This window comes from Millionella massiliensis (assembly GCF_900104655.1).
Lineage (GTDB): Bacteria > Bacteroidota > Bacteroidia > Bacteroidales > Rikenellaceae > Rikenella > Rikenella massiliensis.
The window spans coordinates 2,325,853-2,349,558 of the sequence record NZ_FNWD01000002.1; the positions used below are offsets into that span (position 1 = coordinate 2,325,853).

Here is a 23,706-nt window from a genome sequence, read left to right on the forward strand (position 1 = left end):
TGTATGGTAAGTCCCCCTTCGGACCGCAAGGTCCGAAGGGGGACTTTTTTTATGGTGAGCTTTTTTGCTGTTACTCCTACCCTCCTTCTGTCCGGCCTCACTGCCGTCATGTTGCTGCCGGTCGCCCGGTTAGCCCGGTTGACGCGGCTATGCAGAGCATGAAGAGGAGACTTGTTACCGATCGGGAACCGTCAAGGGGCATTGCGCTATAAAGTTATGAGAAATAGCAGAGTTGTTTTGGAAATATTGGGTGTTACCAAGTGGTAAGTCGATGCTTTTTCCACCTCTTGAGAAGAAGTAGAGTGGGGGAAAAGCGATCGGTGGAAATTTCGGAGACGGGTCGGTGTTAACAGCGGTGCTGGTGATGGACGGTGGCCAGTGCAACAACGCTGATCCGCGCGTCGGGCAGTTGACGGTGTATCGCTTCGGCGCAGGCGGCAATGGTTGCACCGGTGGTCAGTACGTCGTCCACCAGCAGAATGTGCTTGTTGCGCAGTCGTTCCGGTTGGCGCAGCCGAAAGGCTCCTTCGACGTTGCGTCGTCGGGCATCGGTGCCGTGGCGGCCGGCCTGGCTGCGGGTGCGGCGGACGCGCTTCAGGGTTCGGAAGTCGCAGGGAATGTTCATGCTGCGGCTTAGACCGATACAGATCTCCTCGGCCTGGTTGTAGCCGCGTCGGATGCGTTTGCTCCAGTGGAGCGGGACGGGGACCAGTACGGCTGCGTCGTCGTAGAGGGGGGATTTGCGCAACTCACGGCCGAACATCTCGCCCAGGGCGACGGCTATGTCGCGGCGTCCGCTGTATTTGAGGGAGTGGATCATGCTTCGGTAGCCGCTCTCGTGGCGGAAATAGAAAAGGGCCGAAGCGTGGTGGAGGTGGTCGATTTGTCGCCGGAGGGTCTGCACGAGCGGGTTCTCCGGGACGATCCAGTAATCGGTCAGCGGCATGTCCCACCGGCAGGCAAGACAGATAGTCCGTTCGCCCGGCGCCAAAGCCTGACCGCACACGGGACAGACGGCCGGAAAGAGTTGGCGTCCGAGCCAGTGCAACAGGTCGGTCAATTTCGCTCGAACGTTCATCTGAAACCGGGGTGGGGCGGGGAGGATTAGAGCTCTTCGGCCGCAGCGGGCTGGGTGCTCAGGCTGTCGGTCGGTTGAGCGATGACGCTGCTGTTGATGAGGTCTTCGATTTTGATCTCGGAGCCGTGCTCGATGACGGCGCCGGGGAAGAACTCGCGCACCCGTCCCAGCAGCATCGACGCTTCGTTCATGGCCAGCAGGTAGCCGACCATGGTTTTGAACGTCGGGCTGGTGTAGACCACTTCGCCGGGAATGCCGGGAAACTGTTCTTTGAAGGTGTTGAGGGCTTCGTTGGCAAGCTGGCGGCCGTTCTGGGTGTTGTCGAAGAAGATGCAGATGCGGTAGCCGGCAATCTTGTCGCTCGGAGGCGATACGCGCAGGCCGGCGGCCACGTCGCTGTCGTTGCTGACGGTGGCTTGTGCACCGGTCGAGGCGTCGGGGACGCGCAGCCGTGCGGTGTAGGTGTTGACGCGGTCTTGTGCTCCGGCGCAGAGGATGCTCAGCCCGAGAAGCAGCAGTATGAGGGTCGATTTCATGGTCTTCTGTTCGTGTCGTTAGTAGAGTCGGTGCCACAGGTCGCCGATCCGTTCGGCCGTCTTGCGGTCGAGTCGCCGGTCGAAGCGTACCTTTCGCGGGCGGGTGGAGGTGCCGGTGAGGAGCTCCAGTGTGCCGGCAATCCGAATGTCGGGATTCTCGGTTAACTCTTGCGGGCGGGTAAAGAGTGTCTTTACGATCGTGGCAAGTCCCTTCTGGGCCAGACGGATGCGGATCGGGAGCGATACGCGCTGTCGGCCGGGGGCCACGACGGTCGGTGCCGTCAGGGTGGCGACTCCCAAGGGCCGGTCGTCCAGCTTCACTTCGATCCGACCGCGATCAAAGGTAATGTTTTTTTTGTTCCGGTTGTCGAAAGTAATCTCCAATGTGCCTTCGATGTAGCCGATCCCGATGCGGTCGGAGCGGAAGGTCTCGACCCGTTCGGTCCGCATGCGGCTCAGGGCGAGGCCGCCGGTACATCCTCCGAGCAGCATGACGCTCAGCAGGGGCAGGAGCAGCAGGGCGAGGCGTCTCATGGCTTGCGGGCGGTGTATATCGTGGCGATGCCGCCCATCAGCACCTGCATCTGCGGGGTGGCGAATCCGGCTTCGGTGAGCAGCGTGCAGAAACGTTCGCCGTAGGGGAATTCGCCGACCGATTCGGGCAGGTAGGTGTAGGCGCGGGCGTCTTTCGAGATGAGGCGTCCGATGCCGGGCAGAATCTTCCGGAAGTAGAACCGGTAGAGGCGACCCAGTACGTTGTGGGGCGAGGGCATCGAAAATTCGAGGATATAGACGCATCCGCCGTGACGCAGGATGCGGTGCATCTCGGCCAGTCCGCGGGGCAGGTTTTCGAAGTTGCGGACGCCGAATCCGCAGGTGACAGCGGCGAAGGAACCCTCGGCGAAGGGCAGCTGTTCGGCGTCACCTTCGAGCATCGGGAGGTTGCGTCCGGGGAAGCGGGCGGCGACCTTTTCGCGTCCGATGCGGAGCATGCCGGGCGAGAGATCGACTCCCGTGACGGCGGCTCCGGGGAGGGCACGGCCGACGGCGATCGCCAGGTCGCCGGTTCCGGTGGCCACGTCGAGCACGCTGTCCGGAGCCTGCCGGCGGAGCATCTTCACCACGCGGCTGCGCCACCGCCGGTCGATGTTCATCGAGAGCAGGTGGTTGAGCAGATCGTAGCGGCGGGCGATCGAGTCGAACATCTCGCGCACCTGCTCTTTTTTACCGGTGGGGTCTTCGTTGTGTGGTTTTATCATTGGAATCGAATCGATTTATCGGGGGTGATGCGGGCGATGATGGCGGTGGGGAGCACCATGGACAGGGTGATGACGGCCAGCGTCCCGAGGTTCAGCGCCACGACCTGCAGCCAGTCGATCCGCACGGGAACGGCGGCCATCATGTAGCTTTCGGGATCGAGGCTGATCACGCCCGTATATTGTTGTATCAGACAGAGTGCCAGCCCGATCAGGTCGCCCCACAGCACGCCGCGCAGGGTGATCCCCACGGAGCGGACGATGAAGGTGCGCTGCAGGGGGGCGTTGCCCATGCCGAGTGCCTTGAGGATCCCGATCGTGCGGGTCTGTTCGAGGACGACGATCAGCACGCCGGAGGACATGTTCACCACGGCTACGACCAGCATGATGACGATGACGATGGTGGTGTTCAGCCCCAGCATCTGCAGCCAGTCGAAGATCTGGGGGTAGCGGTCGGTGACGGTCGTGATTTCCAGATCGGGCGAGGTGTATGAATCTTCCGATTCTTCCTGGGCGTCCCGATTCTCGGGCGCGTTCGGGTTGTCCGAGTCGTCCTGGGTGGTGGTCGCGAGGTCGGCGGTGGTGCCGAAAAGCGAAGTGCCCTGAGTGGCGGTTGACGGGGCGGTGGTGGAGGGTGAGGCTCCTTGCTGCGTTTCCGGGCTCGGTGTGGTGAAGGTACCGGAGGGCGTGGTTTCGTCGGATACCGGATCTTCTGTGTCGGCTGCGGCCTCGCCCCAACCGTCGAGCACGCTGGCGGGCTGAAGCTCGTCGGAGAGGTACCACGCGGTTTCGTTCAGATCGGCACCGGGCGATACGGCTAGTTCGTAGCCGCTGATCTGGTCGCGGCTCCATCCGTTCAACCGTTGCACGATGGCCAGGTCGCCGATGACGGTCATCCGGTCGAATTCGGCCATCCCGCTGTTGTAAATGCCGGCCACGCGGAGCCGGTCGCGACGCGGGGCGCTGCTGCCGATGAACAGCACTTCGAACCGGTCGCCGCATTGCAGGCGCAGACTGCGGCTCAGACTCTCGGAGATCACGGCCTCGCGGCTGCGTGCGGTGTCGCTGTAGACGGGGATACGGCCTGCGACCATCTGGCGGTGCAGGAAGGTGGTGTCGGTTTCGGGGGCGTAGCCTTTGAGGACGATGCCCTGAATGGTGCTGTCCTGCCGGATGATGCCGGCTTTGGTGGCGAAGCGTTGCACGTGGGTTACGCCGGGTGCGGTGCGGAGCGACTCGGCAAATTCGGGATCGTACACCACGGGCGGAACTTCGTAGGAGTTGCCGCTGCCCACGGCGGTGATCTGGATGTCGGAGGAGAAACCGGAGACTTTTTCGGTGACGGTGCGGCGGAAACCGTTGACCACGCTCAGCGCGATCAGCATCACCGTGACGCTCACGGCGACGCACAGCGTAGCCACGCGCAGCATAATGCCGCTTTTGCGGCCTGTGTGGCCCAAACGGCGGGCGATGAAAGTTTCGAGTTTCAAGCGGGTTGCGATTAATTTTCGCAAAAATAGTTCATTTTTTTTGGAAGTTCGGAAAAGTGTTGTACTTTTGTGCCCGGTGGATGTAGTTCAGTTGGTTAGAACGCTTGATTGTGGTTCAAGAGGTCGTCGGTTCGAGCCCGATCTTCCACCCGCAGAAAACGAAAAAAGGCTTGCTACTCAGTAGCAAGCCTTTTTTCATTGTATGTCGGGCCGATGTGCCGACCCGCGTGGATAGACGGGGGAGAGGTTGTGGGGCTCATGCGTCCCTCTCTTCTTCGGAGACTCCTCTCCGTGCTGCCCAAGGACAGCGGCGGGAGAGGGGCGGACGGAATCTTTATCGGATTTCGATCTCTTTCGAAGCGGGAACCACCTCTTCTTCTTTCCGTTTCGGGATGTCGATCGTCAGCACGCCGTGTTCCACTTTGGCGGCGATCTTCTCTTTGTCGATGTTGTCGGGCAGAATCATGCTCTGCTGGAAGTGCGAGTAGTAGAATTCGCGACGCAGATAGCGGCCTTCTTCTTTTTCAGCGTTGTTTTCCGAACTCTTGTCCATCGTGACAACCAGCTGATTTTCGTCTTCGATCCGGATCTTGAAGTCGTCTTTGGTCAGACCCGGAGCCGCAATCTCGACTTCGTATTGGTTTTCAGTTTCGCGGATGTTGATGGCCGGAGAATTGGTGTTTGCTTTGGCCAACCATTCGTTACCGAAGAAATCGTTGAAAATCGACGGCAACCAGTTTTGAGATCTTTTTGCAGGTATCATAATAGCTTATAATTTTGGTTAAACTTCTGTTTCGGGGTGGGGCTCCTGGCGGATCCCCGCGCCGAACGGTATATTCGCAAAGGGTGTGCCAGACGAAAAAATGGACACGTTGGCAGACATTCGGTGTCAACGTGTCAGTGTATCAGATCCCGGATTAATGCGTACCTTTGGAGCGTTATTAGTCACTCTTTGGCACCCTGGGTGCATAGCCTATGAAACGTCTTTTTATTGTGCTGGCCTGCTGCATGTTGGCAGGTGCGGCTCTGGCCGAGTCGAGATTTACTCTCCCGGCATCGACCGCTTCTGCTTCCGATTCGACGCTCAAACCCCGTTTCGACTACGATGTGAGGTTGGGAGCATTTCTCGATAACGGTGAGTACAATTCGAACTACAAGATCCCGCAGACCCTCTCCGGGGCCTATGTCATCCCGACGGTGGGGCTGCGTTTCGGCAACGGTCACCGCATTATGACGGGGATCAGTTTCCTGCAACAGTTCGGCCAGAAACCCTTTGGCGAGGTGCCCGATTTCCTGGCATACTATAATTATACGGGACGGGTCTTCAATGGTCTGGGCGGTCTGTTGCCGCGCGACGAGATGAAGGGGTACTACTCGAGGGCCCTCTTCTCTGACTCGGTGAGCTATTTCAAACACACGCTGGCCGGGGCGCTGTTGCAGTGGCAGGGCGAGCGCGGGCAGATCGAGGCCTTCTTCGACTGGAATCTGGAGGATACAAAAACCGGCAAGGAGTCATTCATGGCCGGCCTGTCGGGACAGCTGAAGTTGGGCCAGCGCGGACTCTTTAAGGTCGGCATGGCCGGTTACATGTACCATTACCGGATTGGCGAAAAGAGCGTCGAAGAGGGGTTGGCTCCGAACTTCCTGGTGGATAACGTGATGTATCACGTCTACGGCGGGGTTGATCTGGGCGAGGTGACGGCACTCGACGTGTTGTCGCTGGATGTGGGGATTGTCGGTTCGCTCTCGCGCGGACGTATCGCTGTGGGGAATGCCGGAGGATGGACGGCCCGTGCCGGGTTCCATGCACGCTTCAACCTGGAGTGGCACGGCTGGGGGATCGAAGATACCTTCTTTGCCGGCAAGGGGCTGATGCCTTTGTGGGATATTTATGGGTCGCAGGTCTACTGGGGCGATGCCTTTTACAACGCTCCGCTCTACAACCGGACCGATCTCTATTGGTCGAAAACGCTGGCCGATCGGCTGTCGATACGGGCCGCGCTGGTGTTCCACCAGACTGCACAGGGGGTGGACTTTTGTCAGCAGGCCTCGGTGCTGGTGCATTTGTGGAAATAAAATAAAAAGTGCGGACATTTATTCCGTGCTGTTTGTTTGGGGATGGTCCGCTGGGAGCCATCCCTTTCTTGTAAGAAAGGAACCCAAAGAACTTTTCGCGGATGCTTCGCATCCTAAACGGGCGGGTCGTTGATAGAGTCGGGGGCTTTGTACAGAGTGGGCATAGATAAGTTGGGGATTGGAAAGATTTAAGGAGGTGGTGTAATTTTATTGGGGGCCAGGCGTGTTCGGAACAAAAATTGCTAGGCATTTACGGTAAATTTGTGCGGGGGAAAATTACAGTATCCTCCGTACGGTAGCCGACGAAAATGAGGAACCTAACAAATCACTATATGAACAAACTCTGGATACTCGCGATCGCTCTGTTGATCGGCGCCTCTCCGGTTGCGGTTAACGCCGCCTCGCCTGTTGCGAAGAACAAGACCGAACAGTCGAACGACAAGCAGAAAACCGCAGCAAAAAAGCGCAAAGCCAAATCCGAAACGGCCGACACCACAGCTAAAAAAGCCACGCCGCCTAAAGGCAGCATTGAAGCTGTCATCAAAAGCGGCGCCAAACGTACGGACGGACTCTTTACTGTGTATGAGCAGGAGGGGAAGTACTATTTCCTGATCCCTACGTCGCTGATGGGACGCGACATGCTGGTGGTGAACCGCATCTCGAAAGCGGCGGCCGATATGCGTCAGGGCTTTTTCGGTTATGCCGGCGACCCGATCGGTGAGAACATGATCCGTTTCCAGCAATCGCCCGACCAGAAGCGGCTCTTTATCCAAAACATCTCGACCCGCGAGCTGCCCCGGGATACCACCGGAGACATGTATCAGGCTGTGGTTCGTTCCAACGTGCAGCCCATCGTTGCCTCGTTCGAAATCAAGGGCACCAACAAGGCCAAAGACTCGCTGCTGGTCGACGTGACGGACTTTATCGGAGGTGATACCGAACTGACCGGTTTCGACAGCTATTTCAAACTCAATATGAATGTCGGGAATTTCCAGAAAGACAAATCCTACATCGTAGGTGTCAAGACATTCCCCGAAAATATTGAGATGAAGAGCGTGCGTAGCTATCTGATTACGCCCAAGGGGGGAAGTGCCGGTTACAAACCCAGCCCCATGCCCGCCACCTACGAGGTCAACAGTTCGCTGATTCTGTTGCCCGAGGTGCCGATGCAGCCGCGTTATTTCGATCCGCGGGTGGGTTATTTTACCAACGATTACATCGATTACGACAAGAATCCGCAGGGAGTCAAGGACGTAGAGATGATTACGCGCTGGCGTCTCGAACCCCGGCCCGAAGATGTCGAAGCCTACAAGCGCGGCGAACTGGTCGAACCGGCCAAGCCGATTATCTTCTACATCGACCCCGCTACCCCCAAGAAGTGGATTCCCTACTTGATCGCCGGGGTGAACGACTGGCAGGTCGCCTTCGAGCAGGCCGGTTTCAAAAATGCTATTATGGGCAAGCTGGCTCCCACGCCCGAAGAGGATTCGACCTGGAGCCTCGAAGATGCCCGTTACTCGGCCATCGTCTATAAGCCGTCGGATGTGGCCAACGCCAGCGGTCCCCATGTGAGCGACCCCCGTAGCGGTGAAATCCTCGAAAGCCACATCAACTGGTACCACAACGTGATGGAACTGCTCCGGAACTGGTACCTGATCCAGGCTTCGCCGAGCGATACCGGTGCCCGCAAGATGGTCTTCGACGATGCGCTGATGGGTGACCTGATCCGTTTCGTTTCGTCGCACGAGGTGGGCCATACGCTGGGGCTGCGCCACAACTACGGCTCGTCGGCCATGACGCCGGTCGACAGCCTGCGCAGCGCCTCGTTCCTCGAAAAGAACGGCCACACCGCCTCGATCATGGACTATGCCCGATTCAACTACGTGGCTCAGCCCGAAGACCACATTCGTCGTGAACTGCTCTATCCCCGCATTGGCGACTACGACAAGTGGGCTATCGAGTGGGGCTACCGCCGCTTCCCCGATCTGACCACACCGGAAGCTGAAGCCGACAAACTGAATCAGTGGATCATCTCGAAACAGGACAATCCGCGTCTGTGGTTCGGCACCGAGACCAATCCGGACGATCCGCGTGAGCAGAACGAGGACCTGGGCGACAATCAGATGCGTTCCAACGAGTTCGGTATCCGTAACCTGAAATTCGTGGTGGCCGGTCTGCCCGAGTGGACCCGCACGGAGAACGAAGGGTATGACAACCTGAAGGATGTCTATCTGGAGGTGGTCAGCCAGTTGATACGCTACAATGGTCATGTGGCCAAGTGGGTCGGCGGTATCTACGAGACGCCCAAGACGGTGGAACAGGCCGGGCCGGTTTATGTCTATGTCGAAAAGGCCAAACAGCAGGAGGCTATGGCGTTCCTCGACCGCAATCTCTTTACGACGCCCGAGTGGTTGTTCGACGATGATATTTTTGCCAAAACGGGTCTGGACGCTCTGTTTGTGCTCACCCGGGTGCAGTCGTCGGCTCTCCGGTCGTTGCTCAGCATGCGCGTGTTGGGCAATCTGGTCAATGCCGAGGCTGCATTGGGCAAAGAGACCTATACGTTGGATGACCTGTTCAGTGCGTTGAACAAGAGCGTGTGGAGCGAGCTCTCTTCCGGAAAGAGTCCCGATGTGTATCGCCGCAGTTTGCAGAACCTGTATGTGGAGCGGCTGTTGTCGCTGCTTCCCTCCGGAACGGCCTCGGCCGGAAGCGGTATGGAGGCGGTTGCCCGCGTTCAGTATGAGTTGCGCACGCTGCAGGGACGTCTCGAGCGGGCTTCGGCGGCAGAACCGGCTGTCAAGGCTCACTACCAGTACCTGGCCAAACGTATCAAGGAGAAATTGGACCCGAAATAGGTTTGTCTGATTACATGCTAACGGAGATTTCCTGCCGTTCCTTTCTTTCGGAAAGGGCGGCAGGATTTTTTTGTATGGGGGTGAATGGGACGAGGAGTGTGAGTCTGTTGATAAAACAGGCTGTAAAGTTGTTGAAAAGATGTTAATAAGTACGTAAGTAGTTCGTGGGGCAGGTGCTGAGGTCGGGGGGGGCTGGGGGGACGGCGAAGGGTAGAAAAAGATGTCGGGCGGTGGATGAATGTGATGTTGTGAGCTTTTTTGGGGGTAGAGTGCGGCGATACGGAATGGGGAGTTACGAACTTTTTGAGAAGGGCAGAGTACTGTGATACGAATGGGGCGAGTGGAGTGTTTTAAAGTGGTGAAATATTCGGAGATTAATTGGGCCTGTGCTTGTTGGATAGGAAGTTTTCAGCTTGAATATAAGGTCGGAGGAGGATGATTGGGGTGTGCGAAAAGGTGTCCGGGGTTAAGATTGGAAACGGCGCTGTGCGGGGTGGCGGTATGACGGAGCGTAGTACCGTGCGGCGGAAAGGGTGGAGGGCGGCGAGCTGGGTGCTCTCCTGTGGGAAAGGATCTCGGCGGGAGGGATTAACTGTTTGTGGAGATGCAGGTGTGTGGAAACTGAGGGGTGAGGGTGGAAAATTGTCTCCGTGCGGGGTGGTGGTCGAAGAACTGTGGAAAGGTTGCGGGTAAACTGTCAATATGTTGTTAACAGCGTTGTGCGTAAAAACAGCGAGGTGCGACTTTGTTTGTACATAAGTCGCACCTCGCTGTTCGCTGTATTGTGGGTAAATTGTGGAAATGTCCGTTTGTTGTGGACGAATTGTTAATACTGCTCGCTCTCGTTCGGGAAGTCGCCACTCTTTACGTCGTCGCGGTACTGCTCCACGGCGGCGGTGATCTGTTCGTGCAGGTCCAGATAGCGACGCAGGAAACGCGGCGAGAAGCCTTTGTTGATTCCCAGCATGTCGTAGGAAACCAGCACCTGACCGTCTACCTGGTTGCCGGCGCCGATGCCAATGATCGGAATCTTCACGGCCGACGCTACGCGGCCGGCAAGCACGGCCGGAATCTTCTCCAGCACAATCCCGAAGCAACCGGTTTCGGCCAGCAGCAGGGCGTCGGAGTAGAGTTTTTCGGCTTCGGCCTCTTCGCGTGCGCGAACGGCGTAGGTGCCGTATTTATTGATGGATTGCGGGGTCAGCCCGAGGTGTCCCATCACGGGAATCCCGGCGCACAGGATACGTTGCACGGAGTCGATGATTTCGGCTCCTCCTTCGAGTTTCACGGCGTCGGCTTCGGTCTCCTTCATGATGCGGATGGCGGAGTTCAGGGCCTCTTTGGAGTTCCCCTGGTAGCTCCCGAAGGGCAGGTCGACTACCACCAGTGCGCGTTCTACGGCGCGGGCAACGGCTTTGCCGTGGTAGATCATGTCGTCGAGGGTCATCGGCACGGTGGTCTTGTAGCCGGCGATGACGTTGGCCGCAGAGTCACCGACCAGGATCACGTCGATCCCGGCGGCATCCATAATGCCGGCCATGGTATAGTCGTAGGCGGTGAGCATCGAAATCTTTTCGCCGCGAGCTTTCATCTCGGTCAGGCGGTAGGTGGTCACTGCCCGGGTTTTTCCTTCTGTTGACATGGCAAAGTTTTTTTAATTGGGTCAAAAGTATAAAACTTTCCGGTCAATACCTATTTTGGGTAGCGTCATTTGCCGTCGTGCAGATGGTCGACCTTGGCAGTGTGGGTGGAGAGAACTCAAGCAGAAGGACTGAAAGGGGGCTTAATGAGCTAATCGGTGAAAGAAACGAATGGAAAACGGGAATAAGAGGGGCTGCGAGGAACAGTAATGGCAGAAAGGAGGTCTGGTAGGTTGCAAACAGTGGTAGTGGTAGAAGATGTGTTGTTTGTACGCTCTTAGAAAGGAGCTTGTTGCAGACTGGTGGAGGAATCAACGAAAAACGGAGCGTCTCTCCAGAGAGAGACGCTCCGTTTTGTTTTCAGAGCCGGTGTCGGTCGACTACAAGGCGCCGATTTCGTTGAGGATGGCGTTGGTTTTGCGAACGGCGGCTGCGCTCTTTTCGAAAGCCTCTTTTTCTTCGGCGGTGAGAGCGATTTCGATAACTTTTTCCACACCGTTTTTACCGATCATGGCCGGTACGCCGATGCAGATGTCGTTCTGGCCGTATTCGCCTTCGAGGTATACGCACGAGGGCACGATCTTCTTCTGGTCGCGAACGATCGATTCTACGACCATGGCTGCTGCTGCGCCCGGAGCATACCAGGCCGAGGTGCCGAGCAGTTTGGTCAGGGTGGCACCGCCGACCATGGTGTCTGCTACGACTTTGTCCAGCACGGCTTTGTCCGAGCAGAGTTCGGTGACGGGCACGCCTTTAACGGTGGCTTTGCTGACCAGCGGGATCATGGTGGTGTCGCCGTGGCCGCCGATTACCATACCGTCTACGTCGTTCGAGTTAACGCCGAGGGCTTTCGACAGGTAGCATTTGAAACGCGACGAGTCGAGGGCACCGCCCATACCGAATACCTGGTTTTTGGGCAGGCCGGTGGCTTTCAGGGCCAGGTAGGTCATCGGGTCCATCGGGTTCGACACGATCAGGATGATGGCTTTGGGCGAGTATTTGAGGATGTTTTCGGCTACGGATTTAACGATGCCGGCATTCACGCCGATCAGCTCTTCGCGGGTCATGCCCGGTTTACGCGGCATACCGGAGGTGATCACTACGACGTCCGAGTTGGCCGTTGCGGCATAGTCGTTGGTCACACCCACCATGTTGGTGTCGAAGTCCATCAGCGTGGCGGTTTGGAAGATGTCGAGGATCTTGCCTTCCGATACTCCTTCTTTGATGTCCAGCAGCACCAGTTCGCTGCATACTTCGCGGGTTGCCAATACGTTTGCGCAGGTCGCTCCTACGTTCCCGGCGCCGACTACGGTTACTTTTGCCATTGTTTGTCTCTATTTTTAAGTAGTGTGTTTTTCGTGTGTGATGTTGAAGGTTCTCGCTATTTTTCCCCCTCCCCCTCGGTCGATTAGCCGATGTGGGCGGCGTACTGGTCCGGGGTGAGCAGGCTGTCGAGCTGTGCGGGGTCGGTCATGCGGATTTTGATCATCCAACCGGCGCCGTAGGGGTCTTTGTTGACGGTTTCGGGGGCGTTTTCGAGTTCAGCGTTGAATTCGAGCACTTCGCCGGCCACGGGCATGAAAGCGTCCGATACGGTTTTCACGGCTTCGATGGTGCCGAACACGTCGTTCTGGCCCAGGGTTTCACCTTCGGTGGTGATGTCTACGAATACGATGTCGCCGAGTTGGCTCTGGGCGAAATCGGTGATACCGACGTAGGCTTCGTCGCCTTCGACGCGGATCCATTCGTGGTCTTGCGAGTATTTCAGATTGCTGGGGATATTGCTCATGGCATTTCGATTTTTAAGTTGTTTTCACTGCACCAAAGGTACCGCTTTTTTCGGAACGTACAAAGGAGTTGTTAATAAAATAACACATGGTGGGTGTTTTCGGACAGCCTGTTTGTGAGGAGTGGAGGCGCAGAGTGTCGGTCGGGCCGGGTGTGCAGGTCGGACGCGAAAAATCGGAGGGTGGAACCTGTCCGAAAATGGCGGTCGATCAGGCAATAACGGTTGGGGCGAATCGTTGGAGGGGAAACCCTGTGCCAGGGCGCATATGGTGTGGCGGATATGTATACACAAGTGGGAGACCGGGCAGTTACGCCGGTTCCCGGGGACTATGGGTGTCGGGTGCGCGTGAGGTGCGGTTGTATATGCGGGGCTAAATTTTTAACTTGCGACCCGATGAAACGACTCTTGCTTATATGTATGTTGTCGGTTGCCTGGGGGGTGGCCGCAACCAAACCGGCGGTTAGCGGACGTGCTCTGCCGGCCTTGATTCCCTATCCGCAGCAGGTGGAGGTGACGGGACCCTATATGATGCCACTGTTGAACGTGAAGGTCGAGATCGACTCGACGCTCGATCTGCCGGCCGAGGGCTATGTGTTGGAGACCTACAAGAAGGGGGTGCGCATCACGGCCAAGGATGAACGGGGAGCCATCTGGGCGCGTCAGACGCTGCGTCAGCTGGCGGATGCGAAAAGCCTGGTACCGAGCGTGCGGATTGTTGACTGGCCCGCCTTTCCGTGGCGCGGATTCATGCACGATACGGGGCGTAATTTTATCTCGATCGAGAATCTGGAGAAGCATATTGACATGCTCTCGCGCTATAAGATCAACCTCTTCCACTGGCACTTGACGGATCATCCGGCCTGGCGCATCGAATCGAAAGCCTTTCCGCAGCTCAACGATCCACTCTACCAGCGTCCGGGGCGTGACCAGGGCAAGTTCTATACCTACGGAGAAATTCGTGATCTGATCGAGTATGCCCGGGAACGGGGCGTAACGGTCATTCCGGAGATCGACATGCCGGGCCACAGCACCTTCTTCAACAGCGCCTTCGGTTTCGGCATGGCCGATCCGCGGGGGATGAAAATCCTCGAACAGGCACTGAACGAATTTTTTGCCGAGATTCCGGTCGAAGCGGCTCCTTATATCCACATCGGGTCGGACGAGGTGCATGTCCCCGATCCGACGGGTTTCATGCGGTGGGCCGACAGTGTGGTGACGGCCAACGGTCGGACTCCGCTGGTGTGGGACCCCGGACTGAAGGCTGCGTCGGAGCGGACAATCCGGCAGGTGTGGTCCGAAGCGCCGGGCTATGTATCAAAAAACAGCCAGGCGAAAGGTTGTTTTGTCGACTCCTACATGGGTTACTTGAACAATTATGATCCTGTTTTGTTCGCGTCGCGGATGTTTCTGCACAATCCGTGCGACCAGGCACAGGGCGATTCGCTGGCCATCGGCGGGATTCTCTGCCTGTGGAACGATACGAAGGCGCCCGGGCAGGACGAACTGGTACGGAACAGCAGCGTATGGTCGGGACTGTTGCCGTTTGCTGAGCGTTTCTGGCGCGGCGGGCTGACGCCGCAGGGGGCGCCGAAAAATCCGAATCTGCTGCCCGATCCGACCTCTCCGGCCGGTCAGGCATTGGCCGAATTCGAAGGGCGTATGGCTGCGCATCGGAATGTGCTGATGCAGGAGGGCGAACCGTTCTGCTGGTGGCCCAACGCTTCGTTGTGCTGGCGGGTGTCGGAACCGGTGGCTGCCGGTGCGGATACGACGGGTTTGACCTGGCATACGCTCTATGGCGGAGCCATCGACGTCGATGCGATGTTGCAGTCGCTGGGACTCGAAAAATCCGATTCGGGGGTGGTCTGGGCCGAGCTGGTGATCGACGTGCCGCATGACACGGTGCTCCGGGCGCAGGTGGGTTTCGAGGCGCCGTCGCGCTCGAACCGCATCTCGGACGGTATCGGCCGTCAGGGCGAGTGGGAAACGGGCAGCGATCTGTGGCTGAACGGCGTGCGGATCGAACCGCCGGTGTGGAAAGAACCGGGGGCTTATCGCTTCCACTTCAACACCTGGGCCAAACCGGAGGAGGAACTCCCCTATACCGACGAACAGTTGTTCTGGACCCGCCAGCCGGTCGAACTGCCGCTGAAGGCGGGTAAAAACACCCTGCGGCTCTGTTCCCGAAAGGTATTTGCCGGTCAGCACTGGATTTTTGCGGTTATTCCGTATTGATCCGGTGTGCCTCGTGGTTGCATGGGGTGGGACAAAAAGGTTGAGCGGGGCGAGCGAGGCTTGCTCGTGAGTTCGTCGCTGAACTGTTGAGTTAGGAAAGTGGAAACGGCTCCCTTTGTTCGAAGTTTGTGATGAAGGTCGGGAGTCTTCGGTACCGGTAGCTTTTTAGTAAGAAGCGCCTCGTCAAAACGATCACCATGGATCGTTTTGACGAGGCGCTTTGTTTCAATGGGGCCGGGGTCTCAAAGGAGACGGTGGCACAACGAATCCCGGGTTTCAACGAGCGGGGGCTCAATGGGGTTCAGGGGCTTAACGGGATCCGGGTTGCAACGGGGCCGGGGGGGCAGCGTGCGTGTCTCCCGGCCGGGGCCGAGCGCGGGGGTTAGAACCGCCGGGTGTAGGCGTGGCAGTAGGGCTCGGTTCCCTTCCGTTCGTAGTAGTCCTGGTGGTAGTCTTCGGCGGGCCAGAATCGGGTGGCCGGCGTGACGCGCGTCACCACGTCGTAGCCCTTGGCGCGCAGCAGGCCGATCAGTTTCTCGGCGACGGCCTTCTGCTGCTCGTCGAGGTAAAACACCTCGGAACGGTACTGCGGGCCCAGGTCGGGACCCTGTCCGTCGGACTGCGTGGGGTCGTGGATTTCGAAGAAGAGCCGGGCCAGGGTCTCGTAATCGACCTTCGAGGGGTCGTAGGTCACCCGCACGGCTTCGGCATGGCCGGTGGTGTGGGCGCGGACCTGCTCGTAGGTCGGATTGTCCACGTTGCCGCCTATGTAGCCCGATACGACGGAAATCACGCCAGACTGTTTCTGCATCATGTGTTCAACGCCCCAGAAACATCCGCCGGCAAAGATGGCTTCGGCGGTCTCGGTGCGTGATTCGGCCTTCGTCCCGGCCGGCACGAACTCCATCGAGATGGAGTTGACGCAGTGGCGCGTATTCTTGTCGGTGAACCCTTCGCCGGTGAAGACGTGGCCCAGGTGGGCGCCGCAGCGTGCGCAGGTGATCTCCGTACGCTCGCCGTCGGCATCGGGCGTGCGTTTCACGGCTCCGGGGATCTCGTCGTCGAAGCTGGGCCATCCGCAACCCGAGTCGAACTTGTCTTCCGACCGGTAGAGCGGGGCGCCGCACTGTTTGCAGGTGTAGGTCCCCGCTTCGTTGAACTTGTAGTATTTGCCGCTGAAGGGGCGTTCGGTCCCTTTGTCGATGATGACCCGTTTCTCTTCGGGTGTCAGTTCTTTCTTCATGGTTTGTGCGTTTACGGTGCCGGCGGTTCCGAGCAGGACGGCGGCTGTCAGTGCGTATCGGAGCAGACCCTTGGCCTGTCGGTACGGGCGCTTAAAATTAACGTTTTTTTCCATATCTGATAGTAAAACGTAAATACGAGCCTTTATATTGGGTCATGAAAATATTCGGAAAAAATATTCCGAAATAGGATTTAGATGGGTCGATATTTTGGCTAATTTTGCCGAGTAGTTCTAAAGATTGTGCTTATGGATTCAATGGAATTTTTGGCACCACTGGTTTTTGTAATCGTCTCGCTGGTGGCCGGGGCTATCCTCAAGTTCTGTCTTAAGCGCACGGTTCTGCCCTATACCGTGGGCCTGTTTGCCTTCGGGCTGGTGATCGGCCTGCTCGACCGAATGGGGGTGTATGCCGACTCTTCGGTGCTGAAGGCGTCGATCGATTTTGCCGGCAATATCGACCCCGACCTGATCCTCTACCTCTTCCTGCCGATTCTGATCTTCGACGCGGCATATGAATTGGATGTGCACATCTTTCGAAAAACGCTGACCAATGCGACGCTCCTCTCCGGGCCCGGTATGGTCGTGGCCATGTTCCTGACCGGAGCCATGATGATGGCAATCAGCCTCTTCGCTCCGAACTACGCCCAGTGGGACTGGACACATGCCCTGATGTTCGGGGCGCTGATCAGTGCGACGGACCCCGTGGCGGTGGTGGCGCTGCTCAAGGAACTCGGGGTCAGCAAACGTTTCTCGACTCTGGTCGATGCCGAGTCGATGCTTAACGACGGAACCGGTATCGTGCTGTTCATGCTCTTCTTCGGAACCTTTACGGCGGCGGGCGGCGTCGATGCTCCGGTGTCGGATTTCATCTATGTGGTGCTGGGCGGTATCCTGCTCGGAGTTGTTTTCGGCTGGCTCTGCCTCTGGTTCATCACCCGCAGCGACGACGCAGTCATGCAAAACAGCGCCATTCTGGTGTCGGCATACCTGACCTTCTTCCTGGCGCAAAACTACCTCGGGGTGTCCGGCGTCATTGCGCTGGTGGGCTACGGACTGGTCATTACCTACTATGGACGTCCCCGAATTGCCCCCGAGGTCAACCACTTCATGCAGGAGTTCTGGGAACTGGCGACCTACATGGCCAATACGTTGATCTTCATTCTGGTAGGGGTGGTGATCGCCCTGCAGGTGCAGGCCTCGCTGATGGATTTCGTCGTGTTGTTCCTGGTCTACATTGGAATCAATGTGGTGCGGATGGCGATGATTACGCTGTTCTACCCGGTCATGAAGCGGTCGGGTTACGGGCTCTCGAAGCGTGAGGCTGTGATCCTCTGCTGGGGCGGTCTGCGTGGCGCCCTGGGGCTGACCCTGGCACTGATGGTTTCGTACACACTGCCTATTCCCGAGCCGATCCGGCGACAGGTCCTTTTCCTGACGGGCGGGATTGTGGCGCTTACCCTGACGGTCAATGCCACCACGATCGGGTGGCTGTTGCGGAAGTTGGGGCTGACCCGCGTCTCGTCTGCCAAGAGTTATCTGAACTATACGATCCACAAAAAACTGTGTGACAACACCCAGGCTTATTATCGCGAGTTGCAGGAAAACGAAGCGCTCAAGGCGGCCGACTGGGACAAGGTGGCCACGTTCCTGCCGACGCCGACGGCGGCTCCGACCGAGCGGGTCAAAACGCAGGACCTGGTGGCCGACATCCGGTTGAGGATCCTGGACAAAGAGCGTACCCGTTACTGGCAGCTCTACGAAAAGGGGATCGTTTCGACCGATTCGATGCGGCGGTTGCTGGCTGTAGTCGAAGAACTGTACGATGCCGACGGGCAGCGGCCGCTGTGCGAACGGGCCAAACTGCTCGAGATGCCGAAACTGCCGCTCTATCTGCGTTGGAAGAAGCGTCCGCGTGAGGTGTTGTACCGTTGGATCGACCGTCACCACTCCACCACGTTTGTGGCTGAGTACGACGTGGCGCGCGGGTTGATTCATGCCCAGCGAACCTCACTCACGCTGCTCGATGAGCTGGAGGCGTCGGGAACGTTCGACAGTAAGGACCTTCAGAAACTGGAGTCTCTGCGTGGCGAAGTGCAGAAGAATGTCGATATGAGCCAGTCGATTATGGACCTGATTGCCCGTCACTTCCCGAGCTCCTACCGTCTGGCGATCACTCAGAAAACGGTGCGTATGCTGATCAGCAACGAAAAGGCGACTGTCGCTCAGATGGTGCACGAAGGATTGGTGGCACCGGATGATGTGCAGTCGATGATCGACGACATTAACAAACGCTATCGGAACACCACGGTTTCGCGCATTCTCAAGAGTTAGTAGCGCGGGGCGCTGGAGGTATAGCTTGGGGTGGATGGTGAGAGTAGCGTTTTGATGGGTGAAAGTGCGAAGGGAATATCAGACTGCTTTCCGGAAGGCTGGATGAGGAATCGTTAATAGCAGGCTGTTCGTCATCAACGTCTCGGGTTGTAGTATGCCGTGCCCGATGTTGTCGTGATTTGCTGTATAGCCGTGTCACTCAGAGAACGGTTGTTTGGGGGAGGGCAGAAGGTAAAACGGGATCAGACGTCTCGGTAGGATTGCGTTGGCAGCCTGTCTGAAAAATAATAGGCCCGCATCGGTTGTCTAATGACCGATGCGGGCCCTTTTTATGCAGGAAAGGCAAAGGGATACAGCGAAGGGGAGTCGTTCGGGGAGCTCTGCTGTCGCAGTTACTCTGGCTCTGTTTTAACCTTCGCAGGGAAGTTGCTGTGATTCAGGTGGGGTTGGTGTGCAACGTAGTGGAGGAACCAACCTTTGTTCTTTTCGTGGGGGAACGAGGGAGGCGAACCGATGCGGGGAAGTTTATTGAAATGCGTTCAAAAACGCTTCTCCATCATCGGGCGAGAGTACCCAGACCTGGCCGTTGTCCCGTACCAGTATCCAATCTCGTCTGCTGCGTTTGGTGTAAAAGAACATGTCGGGGTAGAGCTTGGAGGAGAAGTGGCCCCAGTTCCCGAACATACCCGAAGATCCCCATTTGCGGAAGAAAAGCTGCAAATCATGGTCTTGAATCCGGCGAATTTCGGTCGTTTCACTGCGGGGAATGCTTTTGGTCCGGGCCGGGCAGTGGAGCAGGATGGCGGTGGGCGTCACCTCGATCTGTCGCGGCAGATGGACGTAGATCAGTATTGGGAGCACTCCGCCCACCAGCAGCAGGATTACGGCCATGATGTAGCGGAAGATGTCGTCGGCCGATGAGAACCAGCAGATGACCATGGCAGCGAGCATAAAACCGCACAAGAGGAGCGTCGTGAGGCGGTTCGGCCGATCGACAGTGACCGCAAAGCGTGCGCAACGGGTCGTTGTGTCGGACTTGGATGGGATGGCGTTGCTCATTTGGTTTATTTGATTTTTTAGGGGTTTTCTAAGTCTGTGAAAACGGCGGTGGGGTGGGATCCCGACTCTCTGTGGGCCAGATGGCTTAGAGCTGGTCGAGCACCTGGGTGCGGATGTCGGCACAGCACTCGCGGATCTGCTCTTCGGTGATGGTCAGCGGCGGCGAGATGCGGAAGGCGGTGTCGCAGAAGAGAAACCAGTCCGACAGGTAACCGGCTTCCTTGAGCAGGGCCATGGCGCGGAACAGCCGTTCCGAACTTCCGAGCTCTACGGCCAGCAGCAGCCCGCTGCGGCGAATCTCGCGGACGGCCGGATGGTCGCGGAGCAGCGCTTCGAACAGCGCCCCTTTCGGTTCGGCCTGCGTGGCGAGGTCATGCTCCTGAATGTAGTTCAGAGCGGCGAGGCCTGCGGCACAGCAGACGGGGTGGCCGCCGAAGGTGGTGATGTGGCCCAGCGGCGGGTCGCTTTGCAGGCCGGACATGATGGCGTTCGAAGAGACGAAGGCCCCGAGCGGCATTCCGCCTCCGAGGGCTTTGGCCAGACACACGATGTCGGGGGTGACGCCGTAGCGTTGCAGGGCGAACATGGCGCCGGTGCGGCCGAAGCCGGTCTGAATCTCGTCGAAGATCAGCAGGGCACCGGTCTCAGTGCAGCGTTGGCGGAGGGCCTCCAGGAATCCCGGTGCGGGCGGGTTCACGCCGCTTTCGCCCTGGACGGGCTCGACCAGTACACAGGCCGTCCGTTCGGTGATCTGTGTCAGGTCTTCGAAACGGTTGTACCGCAACTTGCGGGTGTCGGGCAGCAGCGGACGGTAGGCGCCGACGAAGGTCTCGCCTCCCATGACGCTCATCGAACCGTGGGTCGAACCGTGGTAGGCGTTCTGGAACGAAATGATTTCGGTGCGGTGGGTGTGGCGTTTGGCGAGCTTCAGCGCCCCTTCGACGGCTTCGGCTCCGGAGTTCACGAAGTAGATGCTTTCGAGCGGGGCGGGCAGCAGCGAGGCGATGGCCGTGGCGTAGCGCACCTGCGGACGTTCGATCATCTCGCCGTAAACCATGATGTGCATGTAGTCGCGGGCCTGGGCGCAGACGGCCTCCACGACGGCGGGGTTGCCGTGGCCGACGTTGCTCACCGAGACGCCGGCGATCAGATCGACATAGCGTTTCCCGTCGGGAGCGTAGAAGTAGATCCCTTCGGCGCGGGCCACTTCGATCATCAGCGGCGAGTCGGAGGTCTGGCCCACATGGCTCAGAAATTGTTTGCGTAAGATTTCCATAGGGTTCGTTTGGTCTGAGGAAAATGAGGCTGCCGGGCCGGATGGGATGGGCCTCCCCTTTCAATCCGAAAGGTGGCTGTTTCCCGCGGCACCGGCAGACGGGCGGTTATTCTACCAGAATGAACATCCCCTTGCTGCCTTCGATGGTCACGGGCAGCGAGAGGTCGATGATGGCTTCGGGTTGCAGCGTCTCGACGGCGGGCAGTGTGGCGCTGGCGGGGGTGAAGCCCAGACGGTCGGGATCGACCGTCAGCCGAACCTCCTGCGGATCGCGGTTCCAGTTGGCCACGGCGATGAGTGCCCGGCCGTCGGGCAGCTTGTAGACGGTGGCCTTGATCGAGGCGTTGTCGGTCGTCACGGGGCAGGCGGGATCCCACCAGCCGTACATTACGGCGTCTTTCATGCCTGTGGCGTCCCACAGTTTCCAGATCGGTACGGGGTTGCCGCTCCAGGGCAGACGCGGCGGCATGCCGTACACCATCCCGCGCCATACGTTGTGGGCGTCGAGGGTCTCGCTCATCAGCCCGAACGGAATGCCTGACATTTCGACCAGCCAGAAGTCAGGCGTATTGTCGGCCCCGAAGCCTTCGCCGATCCAGGTCCGGTCGACGTAGGGCAGCAGGTCGAGGTACATGTGCAGCGAGTTGGCGTAGCCGGCCCACTCGTTCATGTGGTTCCAGGTGTGGATGTCGATCTGGCGGCGGACACTGTCGGCGTCCAGCAGACGACGGGCGCGTTTGAGGGTCTCGCGGTCGAGGGCGCTGTCGTCGATATAGACACCGCGCAGCCCGTAGTGGCGGATCATCCACTGCAACCCTTCGAGGTAGTAGTTGTTCCACCGCGAGTCGGGGGTAGTGATGACCGAGATGTCCATCTCGCCTTTGTATTTTCCCTCCTGGAAGGCGTTGAACCAGGCCGGAATGAAGTGGTCGCCGAGGTTCTCGTTCAGCCACGGGTTCGGGCCGTTGGGGTGGATCAGCGTGCGGGTCTCCCGGCCGGGACCGTCGTGGATCACTTCGCTGCCGAGGCTGCGCAGGGCCCAGATCTCCGGAACCTTGACGGTCAGCTCGCGCGTGGTATAGTAGACGCGGGTACCAATCCCGTAGCGGGCGGCACTGTCGGCAAATGCCTTGAAGTCGGCCGTGCAATCGTCGTAGTAGGGGTAGTTGATGTAGGGGTAGAACTCTTTCTTGTGGTGGATGTTGATGAAGTTGGCACCGGCCTGGCGGGCGGCGGGGATGTAGCTGTCGCTCAGGTCGCTGTTCGAGTGGTAGAAGCGTTCGGTGACGTGGTGCTCCATGTCGAGCGGCTTGACGGGGGTGACGAGCATCTCAACGCCGAAGTTCAGCGTCTGGCCTTTGGTCAGCGTGCGCGGACCGCAGAAGGCTGTTACCAGTACGCTGCTGTCCGGCTGGTCGCTGCGCCGGATGCCGCCCTTGCCGTCGTTGCCCCACGAGGTGGGCATCCGCAGACGCCCAAGTGCATAGTAGATGTTGACCAGTGGCCGAACGTAGTTCGACGGGTCTTTGAATTTCAGGTTGAGGCCTGCATTGACGTTTCCCAGCCAGAGGGCATCCTGATGTTTGGTGGTGTCCCACTTGAAGGTCTCTTCGGTGACGGCGATGTCGGCATCTTCGGCATGCAGGAAGCCGCCCTTGCGGCCGAGCCCCATCACGTAACGCGAGGCGTAGCCGGTGTAGGGAATTTCGAGGCGAATGTCTTTGACTTGTAACTCTTTCTTTGCGGTTACACGGATGTTGAGGTCGGCGAAGCCGTCGAACTCCATCCATCCGCTGAGGTCGATCTGCAGGTCGCCGCTCTTGCCGCTGGCACTCCATTCGGCACGGCCGTCGGAGGTGCGTTTCAGACGGGCCTGTTTGGCGGTGAACTGTTCGGTGCGGCCGTCGGAGGTCTCGACCACAAAACGCATCGGTGCGGCCAGTACGGCCTGGGCGGCGTCGGGGTCGAGGCAGTTCTGGGTGTCGTATTTCGTGGTGATGGCTGCGGGCAGACCGTTGTCGGCGAGGGTCAGGGTGCCGCCCAGCCAGTCGACCGTCCGGGGGCCGACAACGAGCGGGGTGTAGGGGGCTGTAGGGGTGCTCCCCACGCCGATCTGCGAGTCGAGCCACTGCAGGCGGGCCATGCGCCAGCCCTGGTCGGTGCCGCCGTTGGGCAGCGGGTCGCCCGAGACGGTCAGCGTGACGGGGATGCGGGTCGCTTCACGGCCGGCGGGCTGTACGGTGACGCTCCCGGTGTAGGTGCCGGCGGGCAGGTCGCTCGGAACCGATGCGCCGCACCAGAGGCTCTGGACTTTGCCCTGTGGTACGTCGACGCGTTTGGTGAAGGGGCGGCCGAGCAGGTCGATGCCGCCGAGGTTGACGCAGCGGATCGAGTCGGCCGGAATGCGGCCCCTGGTGGAGCGGTCGCGCAGGTCGCTAAAGGTGAGGCGGATGTCGTCGAGCGAAAAGTCGGGGCTGAAAAGGGCGATCTGCCAGGTGTAGAATTCGCCGGGGGCGGCGTTTCCTGTGAACGTGGCACGCTCCTCGGCCGAACGTTCGGTCCATGACTGCGGCAGGGCGTCGGTCATCCGTACGGAGCGGCTGCGGTCTTCGGTGAAGCAGAAGTAGCCGGCTTCGGGCAGTGTGGTCCGCAGAGCGGCTACCTGTTCGGGGGTGGCCCGCTGGCGCATCGGGGAGTCCTGTTCCTGGACGGTGCCGCTGCGTTTGAGGTCTTCGAAGGCGTTGGTTACTTTGTCCTGCGCTGCGGCCGGAAACAGGGTGCTGCCGCAGAGCAGAAGGGTAAGGGAAAATCGGATGGGTTTCATGTGAGTTTGGGTCTA

At 58.8% G+C, this 23,706-nt stretch carries 17 protein-coding genes and 1 tRNA gene; 5 read left to right on the top strand and 13 right to left on the bottom strand.

Features of this window, described 5'->3' with window-relative positions; translation table 11 throughout:
- Positions 1-346 precede the first annotated feature (346 nt).
- The 5 genes from BQ5379_RS08905 to BQ5379_RS08925 are packed head-to-tail and all read right to left on the bottom strand — an operon-like array spanning position 347 to position 4,360.
- Complete coding sequence (locus BQ5379_RS08905) at positions 347-1,078, bottom strand: ComF family protein (protein ID WP_071135108.1); 732 nt, start codon at positions 1,076-1,078, stop codon at positions 347-349.
- A 26-nt stretch (positions 1,079-1,104) separates the two neighbouring features.
- Positions 1,105-1,614 (bottom strand): hypothetical protein, encoded by a 510-nt coding sequence (locus BQ5379_RS08910; RefSeq protein ID WP_071135109.1) that lies wholly within the window; start codon positions 1,612-1,614, stop codon positions 1,105-1,107.
- Positions 1,615-1,632: 18 nt separating this feature from the next.
- Positions 1,633-2,148, bottom strand: a complete 516-nt coding sequence (locus BQ5379_RS08915) for an LEA type 2 family protein (RefSeq protein ID WP_071135110.1) — start codon at positions 2,146-2,148, stop codon at positions 1,633-1,635.
- On the bottom strand, positions 2,145-2,873 hold the full coding sequence (ubiE, locus tag BQ5379_RS08920) for a bifunctional demethylmenaquinone methyltransferase/2-methoxy-6-polyprenyl-1,4-benzoquinol methylase UbiE (RefSeq protein WP_071135111.1): 729 nt from the start codon (positions 2,871-2,873) through the stop codon (positions 2,145-2,147). Before ubiE ends, BQ5379_RS08915 begins: the two co-directional genes overlap by 4 nt.
- Positions 2,870-4,360: an ABC transporter permease gene (locus BQ5379_RS08925; RefSeq protein ID WP_071135112.1), complete on the bottom strand. Its 1,491-nt coding sequence runs from the start codon at positions 4,358-4,360 to the stop codon at positions 2,870-2,872. Before BQ5379_RS08925 ends, ubiE begins: the two co-directional genes overlap by 4 nt.
- Positions 4,361-4,435: 75 nt before the next feature.
- On the opposite strand from BQ5379_RS08925, the gene BQ5379_RS08930 reads away from it, so the two are divergent.
- Positions 4,436-4,511: transfer RNA gene (locus BQ5379_RS08930), tRNA-His, on the top strand.
- A 183-nt stretch (positions 4,512-4,694) separates the two neighbouring features.
- Here BQ5379_RS08930 and BQ5379_RS08935 read toward each other — a convergent pair.
- Complete coding sequence (locus tag BQ5379_RS08935) at positions 4,695-5,123, bottom strand: Hsp20/alpha crystallin family protein (RefSeq protein WP_071135113.1); 429 nt, start codon at positions 5,121-5,123, stop codon at positions 4,695-4,697.
- Positions 5,124-5,335: 212 nt separating this feature from the next.
- Here BQ5379_RS08935 and BQ5379_RS08940 point away from each other — a divergent pair, with 212 nt between their 5' ends.
- Positions 5,336-6,436 carry a hypothetical protein gene (locus tag BQ5379_RS08940; protein WP_143039435.1) on the top strand — a complete coding sequence of 367 codons (1,101 nt, stop codon included), beginning with the start codon at positions 5,336-5,338 and terminating at the stop codon, positions 6,434-6,436.
- Positions 6,437-6,768: 332 nt separating this feature from the next.
- Positions 6,769-9,294 (top strand): zinc-dependent metalloprotease, encoded by a 2,526-nt coding sequence (locus tag BQ5379_RS08945; protein WP_159431239.1) that lies wholly within the window; start codon positions 6,769-6,771, stop codon positions 9,292-9,294.
- Between the two features lie 826 nt (positions 9,295-10,120).
- Here BQ5379_RS08945 and panB read toward each other — a convergent pair.
- The 3 genes from panB to gcvH form a co-directional block, all read right to left on the bottom strand.
- The gene (gene panB, locus BQ5379_RS08950) at positions 10,121-10,936 is read right to left on the bottom strand and encodes a 3-methyl-2-oxobutanoate hydroxymethyltransferase (RefSeq protein WP_071135116.1); all 816 of its coding nucleotides are present in this window, start codon (positions 10,934-10,936) and stop codon (positions 10,121-10,123) included.
- Between the two features lie 378 nt (positions 10,937-11,314).
- Positions 11,315-12,259 (bottom strand): malate dehydrogenase, encoded by a 945-nt coding sequence (locus tag BQ5379_RS08955; protein WP_071135117.1) that lies wholly within the window; start codon positions 12,257-12,259, stop codon positions 11,315-11,317.
- 83 nt (positions 12,260-12,342) lie between these two features.
- Positions 12,343-12,723, bottom strand: coding sequence for a glycine cleavage system protein GcvH (gene gcvH / locus BQ5379_RS08960; protein WP_071135118.1), 381 nt, complete (start codon positions 12,721-12,723; stop codon positions 12,343-12,345).
- Between the two features lie 393 nt (positions 12,724-13,116).
- On the opposite strand from gcvH, the gene BQ5379_RS08965 reads away from it, so the two are divergent.
- Complete coding sequence (locus BQ5379_RS08965; protein ID WP_159431240.1) at positions 13,117-14,958, top strand: family 20 glycosylhydrolase; 1,842 nt, start codon at positions 13,117-13,119, stop codon at positions 14,956-14,958.
- Between the two features lie 382 nt (positions 14,959-15,340).
- On the opposite strand, the gene BQ5379_RS08975 is transcribed toward BQ5379_RS08965, so the two are convergent.
- The gene (locus tag BQ5379_RS08975; RefSeq protein WP_071135608.1) at positions 15,341-16,201 is read right to left on the bottom strand and encodes a bifunctional methionine sulfoxide reductase B/A protein; all 861 of its coding nucleotides are present in this window, start codon (positions 16,199-16,201) and stop codon (positions 15,341-15,343) included.
- Positions 16,202-16,447: 246 nt separating this feature from the next.
- Between BQ5379_RS08975 and BQ5379_RS08980 the strand changes: the two genes are divergently transcribed.
- The gene (locus BQ5379_RS08980) at positions 16,448-18,532 is read left to right on the top strand and encodes a cation:proton antiporter (RefSeq protein WP_071135121.1); all 2,085 of its coding nucleotides are present in this window, start codon (positions 16,448-16,450) and stop codon (positions 18,530-18,532) included.
- Positions 18,533-19,057: 525 nt separating this feature from the next.
- Here the strand turns inward: BQ5379_RS08980 and BQ5379_RS08985 are convergent.
- The 3 genes from BQ5379_RS08985 to BQ5379_RS08995 form a co-directional block, all read right to left on the bottom strand.
- Positions 19,058-19,591: a PH domain-containing protein gene (locus BQ5379_RS08985; RefSeq protein WP_071135122.1), complete on the bottom strand. Its 534-nt coding sequence runs from the start codon at positions 19,589-19,591 to the stop codon at positions 19,058-19,060.
- 85 nt (positions 19,592-19,676) lie between these two features.
- Positions 19,677-20,867 (bottom strand): aspartate aminotransferase family protein, encoded by a 1,191-nt coding sequence (locus BQ5379_RS08990; RefSeq protein ID WP_071135123.1) that lies wholly within the window; start codon positions 20,865-20,867, stop codon positions 19,677-19,679.
- Between the two features lie 106 nt (positions 20,868-20,973).
- Positions 20,974-23,691 (bottom strand): glycoside hydrolase domain-containing protein, encoded by a 2,718-nt coding sequence (locus BQ5379_RS08995; protein ID WP_071135124.1) that lies wholly within the window; start codon positions 23,689-23,691, stop codon positions 20,974-20,976.
- Positions 23,692-23,706: the final 15 nt, after the last annotated feature.